The sequence below is a fragment of the Haloferax sp. AS1 genome (assembly GCF_014530665.1).
GTDB classification, from domain to species: domain Archaea; phylum Halobacteriota; class Halobacteria; order Halobacteriales; family Haloferacaceae; genus Haloferax; species Haloferax volcanii.
In genome coordinates this window covers 2,055,955-2,069,359 of sequence record NZ_SPSA01000001.1, presented here as the reverse complement: position 1 = coordinate 2,069,359, position 13,405 = coordinate 2,055,955, and the positions used below count along the sequence as shown (strand labels likewise).

The window sequence follows — 13,405 nt, the reverse complement described above, 5'->3', positions numbered from 1 at the left end:
GCGGGTGCTGCTGGAAGCAACACCGTCGTTGGTCCGCAGGTCGGTGTTCACGTATGCGCGATTCGAACCGCCAGTGGATATTCGCCGAACGGCCCGAGGAAGAACCGGACATGGACAGTTTCGAACTCCGCGAGGGCGACCTGCCGGAGCCGCGACACGGGGAGCTCCTCGTTCGCGTGCGGTACCTCTCTGTCGACCCGTACATGCGCGGCCGGATGCGGGACGCGGAGTCGTACGCCGAGCCGTGGTCGGTCGGTGACCCGATGCAGGGGGCCGTCGTCGGTGAAGTCGTCGAGAGCGAAAGCGACGCGTACGACGCGGGCGACCTCGTGAGCGGTAACGGGACGTGGGCCGACTACACCGTCCTCGACGCCGACAACGTCGCGCCGGTCGACCCATCGGTCGCGGACCTCCCCGCCTATCTCGGCGTGCTCGGGATGCCCGGGCGGACGGCGTACTTCGGCCTGCTCGACGTGGGCGACCCCTCGCCCGGCGAGACGGTCGTCGTCTCCGGGGCCGCCGGCGCGGTCGGCTCCGTCGTCGGCCAGATTGCGAAGTTCAACGGCTGTCGCGTCGTCGGCTTCGCTGGCTCCGACGAAAAGGTGTCGTGGCTCACCGACGACCTCGGCTTCGACGCCGCAATCAACTACAAGGCGGTCGACGACTACCGGGCGGCGCTCGACGACGCCGCCCCCGACGGCGTCGACGTCTACTTCGACAACGTCGGCGGCCCCATCACCGACGCGGTGTTCACGAAGCTGAACCTCGACGCTCGCGTCGCCGTCTGCGGGCAAATCGCCCACTACAACGACGAGGGCGTACCGACCGGCCCGCGAAAGCTCCCGCAGCTCATCGCGCCGCGCGCGAAAGTCCAAGGGCTGCTGGTCGGTGACTACGCCACCCGCTTCGGACAGGCCAGCGAACAGCTCGGGTCGTGGGTCGCGTCGGGCGACCTCGAACACCGCGAAACCGTCGTCGACGGGCTGGAGAACGCGCCCGACGCGTTCCTCGGACTGTTCTCCGGCGACAACATCGGCAAGCAGGTCGTCGGCGTATCGGAGTCCTAACCCGACGCCGACGCGGGCGGCGGCGGAGTCCCGGTCGACTCCCGGACGCGGACCGTCGTATCACTCAGTTTTAGGCCGGACTAAATTTCGAAGCAGCTATATTGTTTTAGGCTGGCCTAATTCGTATGCTGGACGACGCTGACGAGAACGCGGAACCGACGCGGAGAGATTACCTGAAGTACGGCGGGGCGCTTTTCGGTGGCGGAGCGCTCGCTGGCTGTGCCGGGCAGTCGGGCGACGGCGCGACGACGACGGCGACCGAGACCGCCACGGCGACGGAGGCCGAGGCGGAAGCCACCGAGACGGCGACCGAGACGGCCGAATCGAGCTACGCGGCCGAGTTGTCGCCGGTCGGGACGGTCACGTTGGACGAGCCGCCGACGAACGTGTTCACCCACTTCCCGTGGTTCCCGGACATGGCGAGCGCGCTCGGGCAGGGCGACACCGTCAACAACCTCTGGTGGGACGGCACCGTCGCGGGGCTCGAATACTTCACCGCCGGCTTCGACGGCTTCGAAATCGAGTGGGCGGACGCGGCGGGCGAGTACGGCTTCACGAAGGAGCGACTGTACGAACTCGACAGCGACCTCCACCTCGTCGACCCCGCGTGGGTGACCACGCAGGACAACTGGAACCGAGCCGACACCGACGAAGTCGCGGACAACATCGGCCCGTGGTTCGGGAACTATTACAGTAACTTCAACGCCGCGCCGCCCGAAGAGTGGGCCGACGGCTACGAGTATTACGACCTCTGGGAGCTGTTCGAGCGCGTCGCGTCGCTGTACGGCGAACGCGAGCGCTACGAAGCGCTCCAGTCCGTCCGCGACGACCAGCTCACTACCGTCGAAGACGGCCTGCCGCCGGAGTCCGAGCGCCCGACCGCCGCGTACCTCTCCATCTCGACGGACCTGTCGAGCATCTACCTGCTCCGCCTGAACGCGCCCGGCTACTGGAACGCCCACACCCGGCCGCTCGGCGCGGTCGACGCCTTCGGTGACGAAGAGTTCACGGGGCCGTTCCAAGAGGTCGACGTGGAGGCACTTCTCGAAGCCGACCCCGACGTGATTCTCGCGCTGTGGACGGTCACGGAGACGTTCGACTTCGACGGGCTGAAACAGAACCTCCGGGACGACCCGGTCGGCCGCGAACTGGCGGCCGTCCGGAACGACCGCGTCTACCCGCAGGGGACCCGGTGGCAGGGGCCGCTGATGAACCTGTTCCAGACCGAGATGACGGCCAAACAGCTCTATCCCGAGCGGTTCGGCGCGTGGCCGACCTACGAGGACGGCGACGACTACCCCGACTTCGGGGCCGACGAACAGCTGTTCGACCACGCGCGGGTCGAGGAACTCGTCGCGGGAGGGAGTTTGTAGGTGCGGGTCCTCGTCAGTCGTCGGTCGACGAGGGCGAGCCGCGACGGTCGCCGGCGTCCCCGGGGGCTTCGCCCGGCTGGTAGGTAATCTGCCACCCGGTCACGCCCATGAGGAGCAAGACGAGCGGCGACAGCAGGCCGAAGAAGTAGTACGGCGCGTACTCGAGGGTACCGACGCCGAGCGTGCCGGCCATGAACAGCGCCCCGCTGTTCCACGGGATGAGCGCGCTCGTCGTCGTCCCCGCGGACTCGATAGCCCGCGAGAGGTTCTCGCTTTGGAGTCCCTGTTCCTCGTAGAGGTTCCGGAGCGTGATGCCGGGGACGACGATGCTGATGTACTGCTCGGCGGCGAGGACGTTCATCGACACCGCGGAGACGGCGGTCACGCCGGTGAGACTCGCGACACCGCGGCTCAGCCGGCCGAGGTGGTGTGCGAGCACGGCGAGGATGCCGGCGCGTTCGAGCATCCCGCCGAGCGACAGCGCCGCGATGGCGATGGTGACCACCCACGCGCCGCCGATCATCCCGCCGCTGGCCAGCAGGCCGTCGACGAGTTCCATCCCGGTCGACGGCGAGGTTCCCGACTGCGCGATGGACCACACGGCCCCGAACGCGGTTCCCTGCATCACGACCGACGTGAGTGCGCCCGCGAACACGCCCGCGCCGAGCGTCGGCAACGCGGGCACGCCGTAGAGCGCGAGGCCGAACGTGACGACGAGCGGGGCGAAAGTGAGCGCCGATATCGCGTACGACCCGGTGAGCGCGCCCTGAATCTCGGTGATGCGGCCCACCGGGATGTTCCCGGAGGCTTGGACGCCGAGGACCGCGTACAACACGACGGCGATGCCGAACGCGACGAGCGAGCTGTCGCGCATGGCGTTGACGTGGTCGAACAGGTCGGTGTTCGTGACGGCGGCCGCGAGGTTCGTCGTGTCCGACAGCGGCGACTGTTTGTCGCCCATGTACGCCCCCGAGAGGATGGCCCCCGCGGTCATCGGGGCCGGAATCCCCAACCCGGCGCCGATGCCGATAAACGAGACGCCGAGCGTGCCGGCGGCCGTCCACGACGACCCGATTGCGAACGTGACGATCGACGCGAGCACCGCCGTGATGGGCAGGAAAATCGTCGGCGTCAGCAGGTCGAGGCCGTAGTACATCAGGCTCGGAATCGTCCCCGCGGCGACCCACGTCGCGATGAGCGCGTAGACGACGAACATGATGAGGATGACCTGAATCCCCATGTGGAGGCTGTCGGTGATGCCGTCGTAGAGCTCCGCCCAGGAGATGCCCAGCCAGTACCGACTGAACAAACCGGTGAAGCTGATGCCCCAAAACAGGGGGAACTGCGGGTCGAGGCCGTAGACGACGATGCCGACGCCGAGGAAGACGAGCATCCCGAAGACGGGGACCAACGCTTCGAGCAGCGAGGGTCGGTCGTCGGCGTCGAGTTCCTCGTACAGGCGGGGCTCGAACGCTAACCCCATCGTGACACCTCCACCGGTCGCCGTCCGTCGCCCGCCCGCCCCGTCGGGGTTCCGCGGCCGAGGCCGCCCGAGACCGGACCGGCGCGGTCGGCGCGTGCCGTCGGTCCGCGTTCACCGACCGTCGTTGGAAGCCGATACGTGCGCGCTCGCACCCGGTCCACCGCGGGCGCATCCCGGCGGCGGCCAGATGGTTGACAGACCATACCACTCGAACAATCATTAATGTCCCATATAAATTTTTATTTGGAGATTTCACCAACGAATGTTTGATAAAGTCAAACAAGATAGCGACTAGAGCGGACAAACGGGGATGTCAGTCGAATCGCAGTTTGATATAACAGAACTAATAGCACTCCACCGAGTTCGGGGTCGTATGGACGACAGTCGCCCCGCGGACGGCCCGCGTCGAATCAAATCCGTACAGACGGCGAGCGAGATTCTGGCCGCGATACAGCGGCGGTCCGACCCGACGTTCAGCGACGTCTGCGACGAACTCGACGCCTCGAAGGGGACCGTCCACACCTATCTCGCGACGCTCGAAGCGGAGGGACTCGTGGCGAAGGTCGACGGCCGCTACCGCCTCGGCCTCCGACTGGTCACGATGGGCGAAACCGTGCGCAACGAGACGCCGCTGTACCGCGCGGGACAGGTCGAGGTGGACAAACTCGCCGAGACGACCAGCGAGTACGTCCACCTGACGGTCGTCTCCCGCGGCAAGGAGGTGACCATCTACGAGAGCCGCGGCGACAACGCGGTCGCGACCGACTACCACCTGCGGATGCGCGAGGCCCCGCAGTACCTCCATTGTACGGCGACCGGGAAGGCGATGCTCGGCCACTTCGACGACGACCGCGTCCGCGACATCGTCGACGACCAGGGGCTCGTCGAGCAGACCGACAACACCATCTCCGACGCCGACCGCCTGTTCGACGAACTCGAGGAGATTCGCGAGCGGGGCTACGCGGTCAACGACGAAGAGGAGCTTCGCGGCATGCGCTCTATCGGTGCACCGATTCGCGGCGTCGACGGCGACGTCTGCGGGGCGGTCAGCGTCACCGCGCCGACGAGCCGACTCTCCGGGGACCGCTTTCGCTCGGAAATCCCCGAACTCGTGATGCAGGCGGCGAACATCATCGAGGTGAACCTCGAAACGACCACGTTCGACCCGTCCCGGTGAGCCGGACTTTGACGATTCCAAACGTCGCGCGACTCCGGCGCGTGGCGAGTCACCTCACGAGGAGCGCCCTCGGCGCGAACCGCCGCCGATTCGCGACCTGCGACGCGTTCGCACGCTCCGATATAGTTCGTTATTATCAAACAACTTCCCCTGATAATCAGACGTTCGGCTACCGAGACCCATATTTGAAGATGTTACTCAGTTTTCTAGGTAGTTTTATGTTACATTGTCCACCAGGGTGTTCGTATGGATCGAGACTCAGTCGAGCCGACCGTCACGTCGCTCCCGGGACCGAAGGCCTCAGAGTGGGTCGAGTATCACCAGTCGACCGCCGCGACGAGCACGTACGTCTACGAGTTCGTGTGGGATATCACCAAAGACGCCGTCGGGCCGTTCTGTACCGACCCCGACGGCAACGTGTTGCTGGACTTCACGAGCCACGTCGCGGCCGCGCCGCTCGGCTACAACAACCCCGAACTGCGGTCCCGCCTCGACGACCTCGACCTCGTCGACCCGATGAAAATCGCGGGTCAGGACTTCTACGTGAGCACCGGCGGGTCGCCCGAGACGGCGTCGCTGCCCGGGCCGGCCCACCTCATGGACCGCCTGACCGACCTCACCGACCACTACGGCCTCGACACGGTGTTCCTGTCGAACTCCGGGGCCGAAGCGGTCGAAAACGCCATCAAAATCTGTTACGACGCCTGCGAGACCCCGAAGTACGGCATCACCTTCGACGGGGCGTTCCACGGCCGCACTCTCGGCGCGCTCTCGCTCAACCGCTCGAAGTCCGTCCACCGCCGCAAGTTCCCCGAAGTGAGCGGCATCCACGACGTGCCGTACTCGATGGCGGGCCTCGAAACGCTGCGCGACAAACTCGACGATACCCACGGTCACCTCCCCGCCGACCAAGTGGCGTTCCTCATCCTCGAACCCGTTCAGGGCGAAGGCGGCTACCACGTCCCGAGCGAGGCGTTCATGCGCGAGGTACAGGCCATCTGCGACGAACACGACATCCCCGTCATCGCTGACGAGATTCAGTCCGGCGTGGGTCGGACCGGCGAACTGTGGGCCTCGGACCACTACGACCTCGAACCGGATGTCATCACCAGCGCGAAGGCGCTTCGGGTCGGCGCGACGGTGGCGAACGAAGCGCTGTTCCCCGACACCGAAGCGCGACTGTCATCGACGTGGGGTGCGGGCGACATCCTCGCGTCGATTCAGGGCACGCTGACGCTCGACGTCATTCAGGAACAGGACCTCATGGCGAACGCGACCGAAAAGGGCACGCGGTTCCGCTCGGACCTCTCTCGGCTCGCCGAGCGGACCCCCTGTCTCACTGACGTGCGTGGCCTCGGGCTGATGACTGCCGTCGAATTCGATACCAAGGACCGTCGCGACGAGGTCCTCGAGGCCGCGCTGTCCGAGGGGCTTCTCACGCTCGGCTGCGGTAAGCGGTCGCTTCGCCTCCTGCCGCCGCTCGACGTGACCGACCGCGAACTCGACCTCGCACTCGAATGCCTCGAAACCGCCCTCGACAGCGTCGCGACTCACCGCGTCAGGTCGACCTGAATAGATTTCGCGGTGCTGATGACCTGCCCGGTGATGTCCTCTTCGAGATACCGGCCGGTGAGTCGACTCGACGGCCCGCAGACCCCGATAGCCGCCGCTGGCGCGCGCAGTCAGGGCGATGGGGTTCCAACCCCGTTGACATCTCCCCGCGCCTGAAGACGTCCCCAGAACGCAGAGCGTTCTGGTGTGCGAACGAGGCGCAGAGCGTCTCGTCAACGCGGGAATCCCGACCGCAGTTGGGATATCAGGGTTCGCGGTTAGCAACTTGTTCTCGTGGGGCGAAACGGCCCTCACTACGGTCGAACAGGTGAACCGCTGGCTGTGCCAACCAGCTGCTATCCCTATCACCGCCATCCGTGGCGAGACTTGAGAGTACCTTTTGTCGAATATTCTCTGCACCATTCACGTCCGCGTTCGCCACTGTATCGCACTCCTTACACACGTACAGTCCACGTTCAACACGCTAGTTCTCGACGACGGCTTCGTCAAGCGACCGACCGGTCCGGGGTTGGGTATCGAGGTGGACGAGGGGTACGTCCGCGAGCGCTCCCAAGACGAGGTCAACTGGTACAACCCCGTCTGGCACCACGACGACGGCCGACTCGCCGAGTGGTGAGCGGGGGGCGTCCGCCGCGAACGACTCACCGTGAGGCAGGCCGGTCGGTCAGTATCTTCACCACATATGTGCTCTATTTGAACAATACAGCCATCTGAGTTAACAGATGAATATACATGTTAGTATAGTTTTTGTGGAGAGAATTAGCTATCTTTGAGAAATGGTATTATTGCTGAAATCAAACCAGAGTTGGGAAAATCTCAGATAAATACTTATCCACATCATAATTGAATAGTATAACTCCATTTATACCAATATAAGTCAAAAACTTCAAAATAGCTCTGAGAATAGATATTCTATATCGTCGCTTCTAATATATTCTATCCAGATATTATTGAATAGTATTTGCACTACTATATAGGGGATTGTTCGCGGTAATCGCGTCTCGAATCAGTGTTTACCACGGGGGTCCTCGATGTCAAGGACACCACGACCTAACGAGCGAGCGCCGCAGTCGACCGGCGCGGACCGAGCGACGAGTAGTCCTGCGACAGCGCTTTAATCATCCTCGACGCGCCGGTCCACCCCGATGAGTGAGCCGAGCCTGCCGAACGCGGCGATATCGCGGTCGAATCTGCCGGCCCAATAGTGAACTTACTGTTCGGTCTCGTACTGGTCCATCACGTAGGAGAGAAGCGGCGCGATGTCTCGCGGTTCGGCGTCTTCGAGCAGTTCGAGACCGAGTGCGACGACGAGCGGGTAGTAGTGCCGGAGTTTCTTTAGCTCGGCACCGCTCGACCGCTTCGATTCGAGGCTGTGTTCTCGGAACACCAGCTCCAGCTCCTCGCGGAGTTCCGCGGGGAGGTAGACGGTTATCCCCACCCACTCGGATTTCACGTCGAGGTCGTCGTTCGGGAGCGTCGTCTGCTGGTTCGACCGGTTTGACCACTGCTTTGCGAGCCCGGTCGGCGCTTCTTGATGCTCCAGCGGGCTTTGTTCCGGGGCGTCCGTGGGTTCGTCGTCAGTCATGCGTGAGCCTCCCGGAAAGCGGTGGCATCCGTGTCGAATATCGCTGTGAGAGACATCGTGTATTACTCGTATTACGGGTTACTCGCCGCGGGCATAACAGTTTCCCCGCATCGGAGGTAGTTTGATATGGGTTTCACAGCATCGTCTAGTATGACCAGCCAGCCGCCATACATGGACTCAGGTCAGTCGACCGAGGCCCGGGTCGCTGACCTGCTGGAGCGCATGACGCTCCGGGAGAAAGCCGGGCAGATGGTGGGGCTGCACGTCGGCTCGTTCACCGTGTTACAGCGCGAGACCTCTTGGACGACGACGTTAGATGACGCCAAAGACGCCATCCGCGACCACCAGGTCGGGTCGGCCACGCCGTTCGGCACCGGCTTCTCGCCGTACAACACCGCCGTCGTCGCGGGCCGCGTCGCGAATCAACTCCAGCGCGTCGCCGTGAACGAGACGCGGCTGGGCATCCCGCTTCTCGTCCCGGTCGACGCGATTCACGGCCACGCGCACATCGAGGGAGCCACCGTGTTCCCGCACAATCTCGCCATGGCGGCGACGTGGAATCCCGACCTCGCCGAGCGCGCCGCGCGAATCACGGCGGTCGAGATGGCGGCGACCGGCGCGAACCAGAACTACGCTCCGACCGCGGACGTCGCCCGAGAACCCCGGTGGGGGCGAACGTACGAGACGTACGGTGAGTCCTCGTCGCTCGTCGAGGCGTTCGTCGCGGCGGAGACGCGGGGCCTCCAAGGTGAGTCGTTGCGCGACCCCACGTCAGTCGCGGCGACGGTGAAACATTACCCGGCGAGCAGTGAGCCGACCCGCGGCGAGGACACGGCACCCGTCGATATCTCGATGGGGACGCTCCGACGCGTCTTCCTCCCGCCGTTCGAGCGCGCCATCGACGAGGGGGTCGCGGGGGTGATGCCCATGTACAACGCGCTCGGGAACGAACCCGCGCACTCCTCGACGTTCTACCTGACCGACCTCCTCAGAGACCGCCTCGGGTTCGAGGGCGTGACCTGTTCCGACTGGCTCGCCGTCTGGATGCTCGTCGAGCGGCACCAGACCGCCGCATCGTTCGCCGAGGCGGTCGAACAAGTCGCGACCGCCGGACTCGACATCGCGTCCGTGGGGGGAACCCAGCACGCGGACACGCTCTGTGAACTGGTCGAGTCGGGCGACCTCCCGGAGTCACTACTCGACCGAAGCGTGCGGCGCATCCTCGCGCTGAAGTTCGAACTCGGGCTGTTCGAGGACCCGTACGTCTCACCGCGGTCTGCAATCATCGACGTGGGGTCCGAGGAACACCGGCGGGTGTCGAGGGAAGCCGCCCGACAGTCCGTGACCCTCTTGCAGAACGACGAGGAGACGCTGCCGCTGGGCGACGTGGACGAACTCTTCGTGACGGGGCCGAACGCCGACTCGCTCGATAACCTCCTCGGCGGCTGGACGGTGTTCGACTTCGACGAAAACGAAGGCCCGACCGTTCGGGGCGGCTTGGAACACGTCGTCGACGACGGAACGACGGTGACGTACGAACCGGGCGTGGGCTCGGACGAGTCCGCAGGGAGAGACGCCGTCGCAAGTCGCGCCGAACGCGCCGACGCGACGGTCGCCGTCCTCGGTGAGCCGTGGTACCTCCACGAGTTCGGCCCGGCGTCGCTACGCGGCGAGAACGGCGGCTTCCCGCAACGGAACTCGCTGGAACTGCCACCGGCACAGCGGGACCTACTGGACGCCGTGGCCGCAACCGACACGCCGACGGTCCTCGTGCTCGTCACCGGGCGACCGCTGGTTCTGACGGACGTGCTCGACCAGGTCGACGCGGTCGTCGTCGCGTTCTTCCCCGGTCTCGAAGGCGGTCGCGCGATTGCCGACGTGCTGGTCGGGAACACGAACCCGTCCGGTCGCCTGCCGATTACGTTCCCCCGCTCGATGGGCGACTTCCCGGTTCGACACGACTGGCTTCCGCATCCGAGTCCGTTGGGGATGGACGAACATCTCCCGTCGTACGACCCGCTTTTCGAATTCGGCTTCGGGCTGAGCTACACGGAGTTCACGTACGACTCGCTCGACGTGTCCGAGGAGACCATCGCTGACGGAGGCGAGGTGACCGTGTCGGTGACGGTGACGAACACCGGCGACCGCGCGGGAACCGAGACGGTCCAGTTGTTCGGTGAGCACCGACACAGCTCCGTGGTGACGCCCGTCCGTGAGTTGCAGGGCTTCACGAAGGTCACGCTCTCGCCGGGCGAGACGCGAACGGTGACGATAACGCTCACCGCCGACGACCTCCGGGTCGTCAAACCGGACGGCTCCCGGACGCTCGAAAGCGGGGCGTACGAGCTGTTCGCCGGCGACCGAACCCAGACGCTGGCGATTTCGTAATACCGGTATTACCGACTCGCGAGGTTCGTTTTATACACACCTGTACCGCCGAACTAAATACGGGCACGGACCGAACGTCGGGTGGGCGCGAGATGAGATTACACTCTTATTCGTGTAATCTTTGGTCGCGGGGACGCACACATCGCGTCGAGTCCCAACGTGAACGCGTCGACCCCGCGCATTCGATTCCGTTTTAGAAATACTAGTAATACGGATATGATGTCGATGGGATGGCTCTCCCGACCGAACGGGAGACAGCGGTGCTTCAAGGCGAGACTCCGAAGTTCTCCTTCCGGTCGTTCGAGTGCAGTGTTCGGTTTCGACCCGAAATCCGGGGCGGCGAACCGGCGAGTAATACTAGTCATATTTCCAATCGTTTTATGAGCGTTTGCCGGCACTTGACCACAGGGATGGAAACCGCCGAAGCCGACGTTGAGACGGTAGTCGACGAACTCACGCTCGAAGAGAAAATCCAACTCGTCCACGGCGCGGTCGACCCGGACGGAACGGCGACGGGCTACCTCCCCGGCGTCGACCGACTCGGAATTCCGGAGCTCAGGCTGGCCGACGGACCGCTCGGCGTCCGCGTCAACGGCGCGCCCGCCACGCTGTTTCCCGCGTCGATTGCCCTCGCGGCGACGTTCGACCCGAATCTCGCGCGCGAGCAGGGGGCCGCCATGGGGCGCGAGGCGAACGCCCGCGACCAAGACGCGCTGCTCGGTCCCGGACTCAACCTCATTCGGGTGCCGCACTGCGGACGGAACTTCGAATACTACTCCGAAGACCCCGTTCTCACGGCCGCGTTCGCCGGGGCGGCCGTCGAGGGTATCCAGTCGGCCGACGTCATCGCGACCCCGAAACACTACGTCGCCAACAACCAAGAGACACACCGAGCGTCGGTGAACGTGAGCGTCAGCGAGCGTGCGCTCAGGGAGTGTTACCTCCCCGGGTTCAAAGCGGCCGTCGACGCCGGTGCCGGGTCGGTCATGACCGCCTACAACAGCGTCAACGACTCGTTCATGAGCGAGAACCGCCCGCTCGTCACTGACGTGCTGAAAGGCGAGTGGGGCTTCGACGGCTACGTCGTCTCCGACTGGTTCGGAGCCGTCAGCACAGTCGAGTCGGCCAACGGGGGGCTGGATCTCGAAATGCCGGGCGTCACCCGCGACGAACTCTGGGAGATGTTCGACCTCGAACCCCCCGAAGACGACGATGACGCCGTCTTCGGCGAGACCGCGGACGTTTCGGACGGGATGCCGGACATGACCAACACCGGCAACTTCGGCGGCCCGCTCCGCGAAGCCGTCGAACGCGGGGACGTCCCGCACGCGCGACTGGACGACATGGTCACGCGGATACTCCGACAGATGGAGCGCATCGGCGTGCTCGGCGGGGGCCGTGCGGCATCGCCACCCGAGGACGACGGCCACCGAGAACTCGCAGAGACCATCGCCGCTCGCGGGACGGTCCTCTTGGAGAACGACGGCACACTCCCGCTCGCGGACGACGCGGACGTTGCGGTCATCGGCCCCGGCGTCGAGGAGATTTCGACGGGCGGCGGGTCATCGGAGATGGACGCGCTCCACGAAGCCCCGACGGCGACGGGAATCGACGCGCGCGCGACGGGCAGCGTCACCGTCGAGCGCGGCGTCCCGCCCATCGAGAAAGTCTCGTTCTTCGGCGGCGACGACGAGGGCGACGACCAGCGACCGGACCCCACACTCGACGATGCGGTCTCGGCGGCGGCGGACGCCGATGTCGCCGTCGTCGTCGTCGAGGACGCCGCCGCCGAGGCGGTCGACCGCGACGACCTCACGCTCCCCGGCGGGCAAGACGAACTCGTCGAAGACGTGACGGCGGTCAACGACAACACCGTCGTCGTCGTCCAGTCGAGCGGCCCCGTCGAACTCCCGTGGCGCGACGACGTGAGCGCGGTTCTGGAGTCGTGGTACCCCGGACAGGCCGACGGCGACGCGCTCGCGGCCGTCCTGTTCGGTGACGCCGACCCATCGGGACGGCTCCCGGTCACCTTCGCGAACGAGGAAGACTACCCGGTGACCGACGACGCGACGTTCCCGGGAATCGACGGCGAGGTGCAGTACGACGAAAACCTGCTCGTCGGCTACCGGTACTTCGACGCGACCGAGGCTGACCCCGTCTATCCGTTCGGCTACGGGCTGTCCTACGCGGCGTTCGAATACCGCGGCGCGGAACTCGTCGACGAGCGCCGCGTCGAAGTCACGGTCGAAAACGTCTCCGACCGGGCGGGTCGCGAGGTGGTACAGGCGTACGTCCGGCCCTCGAACGCGAGCGACGACCGGCCCGTTCGCGAACTCGGCGGCTTCGAAGCCGTTTCGATTCCGGCCGGTGAGACGGTGACCGTCGACGTCGACCTTGACGACCTCGCGTTCACGGAGTACGACGAGACCGCGGGCTGGACCGCGCTCGAAGGGCCGTTCACCATCGAAATCGGTCGGTCGGCGCGAGACGTCGAGTTCGAACTGACGCTGTAAGCGACCGGGCGCCGTCGCCCCTCACAGCGTGGAGGACGGGTATGAAGGAACAGAACTACGCTGGCATCGAACTCCGGTCACATATTCACATCGACCCGAATAAAGAGATATGTGTAATTAAAGCATAACCAACTGGGAAAGAAAATACCTAAACTGAGAATACTAATTTTCCAAATATATCTCTCCCCGGGATTCTGATTAGATTCTACTTTAAAAACATTAATTTAATATTTTATAACTGTTTCGA

At 64.7% G+C, this 13,405-nt stretch carries 8 protein-coding genes and 3 pseudogenes; 7 read left to right on the top strand and 4 right to left on the bottom strand.

Annotated elements, in window-relative coordinates; translation table 11 throughout:
* The first annotated feature begins 53 nt into the window (after positions 1–53).
* Positions 54–1,067, top strand: coding sequence for an NADP-dependent oxidoreductase (locus E4P24_RS10855; protein ID WP_115803091.1), 1,014 nt, complete (start codon positions 54–56; stop codon positions 1,065–1,067).
* A gap of 125 nt (positions 1,068–1,192) precedes the next feature.
* Complete coding sequence (locus E4P24_RS10850) at positions 1,193–2,440, top strand: ABC transporter substrate-binding protein (RefSeq protein ID WP_115861034.1); 1,248 nt, start codon at positions 1,193–1,195, stop codon at positions 2,438–2,440.
* 13 nt (positions 2,441–2,453) lie between these two features.
* Here E4P24_RS10850 and E4P24_RS10845 read toward each other — a convergent pair whose 3' ends face one another.
* Entirely contained in the window at positions 2,454–3,923 is a 1,470-nt protein-coding gene (locus tag E4P24_RS10845; RefSeq protein ID WP_115803092.1) for a Na+/H+ antiporter NhaC family protein, read from the bottom strand.
* Between the two features lie 373 nt (positions 3,924–4,296).
* Between E4P24_RS10845 and E4P24_RS10840 the strand changes: the two genes are divergently transcribed.
* Together E4P24_RS10840 and E4P24_RS10835 are read left to right on the top strand one after the other, a co-directional pair.
* Positions 4,297–5,100, top strand: coding sequence for an IclR family transcriptional regulator (locus tag E4P24_RS10840; RefSeq protein WP_004041976.1), 804 nt, complete (start codon positions 4,297–4,299; stop codon positions 5,098–5,100).
* 246 nt (positions 5,101–5,346) lie between these two features.
* Positions 5,347–6,672, top strand: coding sequence for an aspartate aminotransferase family protein (locus tag E4P24_RS10835; RefSeq protein ID WP_004041975.1), 1,326 nt, complete (start codon positions 5,347–5,349; stop codon positions 6,670–6,672).
* On the opposite strand, the pseudogene E4P24_RS10830 reads toward E4P24_RS10835, so the two are convergent.
* Both E4P24_RS10830 and E4P24_RS19045 read right to left on the bottom strand, forming a co-directional pair.
* Positions 6,651–6,767 (bottom strand): annotated as a pseudogene (locus E4P24_RS10830) (IclR family transcriptional regulator); the annotation flags it as partial. The gene E4P24_RS10835 and the pseudogene E4P24_RS10830 overlap by 22 nt on opposite strands.
* A 149-nt stretch (positions 6,768–6,916) precedes the next feature.
* Positions 6,917–7,135: pseudogene (locus E4P24_RS19045) on the bottom strand (zinc ribbon domain-containing protein); the annotation flags it as partial.
* Between the two features lie 9 nt (positions 7,136–7,144).
* Here E4P24_RS19045 and E4P24_RS19325 point away from each other — a divergent pair.
* Positions 7,145–7,288: pseudogene (locus E4P24_RS19325) on the top strand (galactonate dehydratase); the annotation flags it as partial.
* 594 nt (positions 7,289–7,882) lie between these two features.
* On the opposite strand, the gene E4P24_RS10820 reads toward E4P24_RS19325, so the two are convergent.
* Entirely contained in the window at positions 7,883–8,257 is a 375-nt protein-coding gene (locus tag E4P24_RS10820) for a hypothetical protein (protein ID WP_004041972.1), read from the bottom strand.
* Positions 8,258–8,428: 171 nt separating this feature from the next.
* Here E4P24_RS10820 and E4P24_RS10815 point away from each other — a divergent pair, with 171 nt between their 5' ends.
* Both E4P24_RS10815 and E4P24_RS10810 read left to right on the top strand, forming a co-directional pair.
* Positions 8,429–10,645 carry a glycoside hydrolase family 3 N-terminal domain-containing protein gene (locus E4P24_RS10815; RefSeq protein WP_188148488.1) on the top strand — a complete coding sequence of 739 codons (2,217 nt, stop codon included), beginning with the start codon at positions 8,429–8,431 and terminating at the stop codon, positions 10,643–10,645.
* Between the two features lie 410 nt (positions 10,646–11,055).
* Complete coding sequence (locus E4P24_RS10810; protein WP_115891432.1) at positions 11,056–13,158, top strand: glycoside hydrolase family 3 C-terminal domain-containing protein; 2,103 nt, start codon at positions 11,056–11,058, stop codon at positions 13,156–13,158.
* The last annotated feature ends 247 nt before the right edge of the window (positions 13,159–13,405 follow it).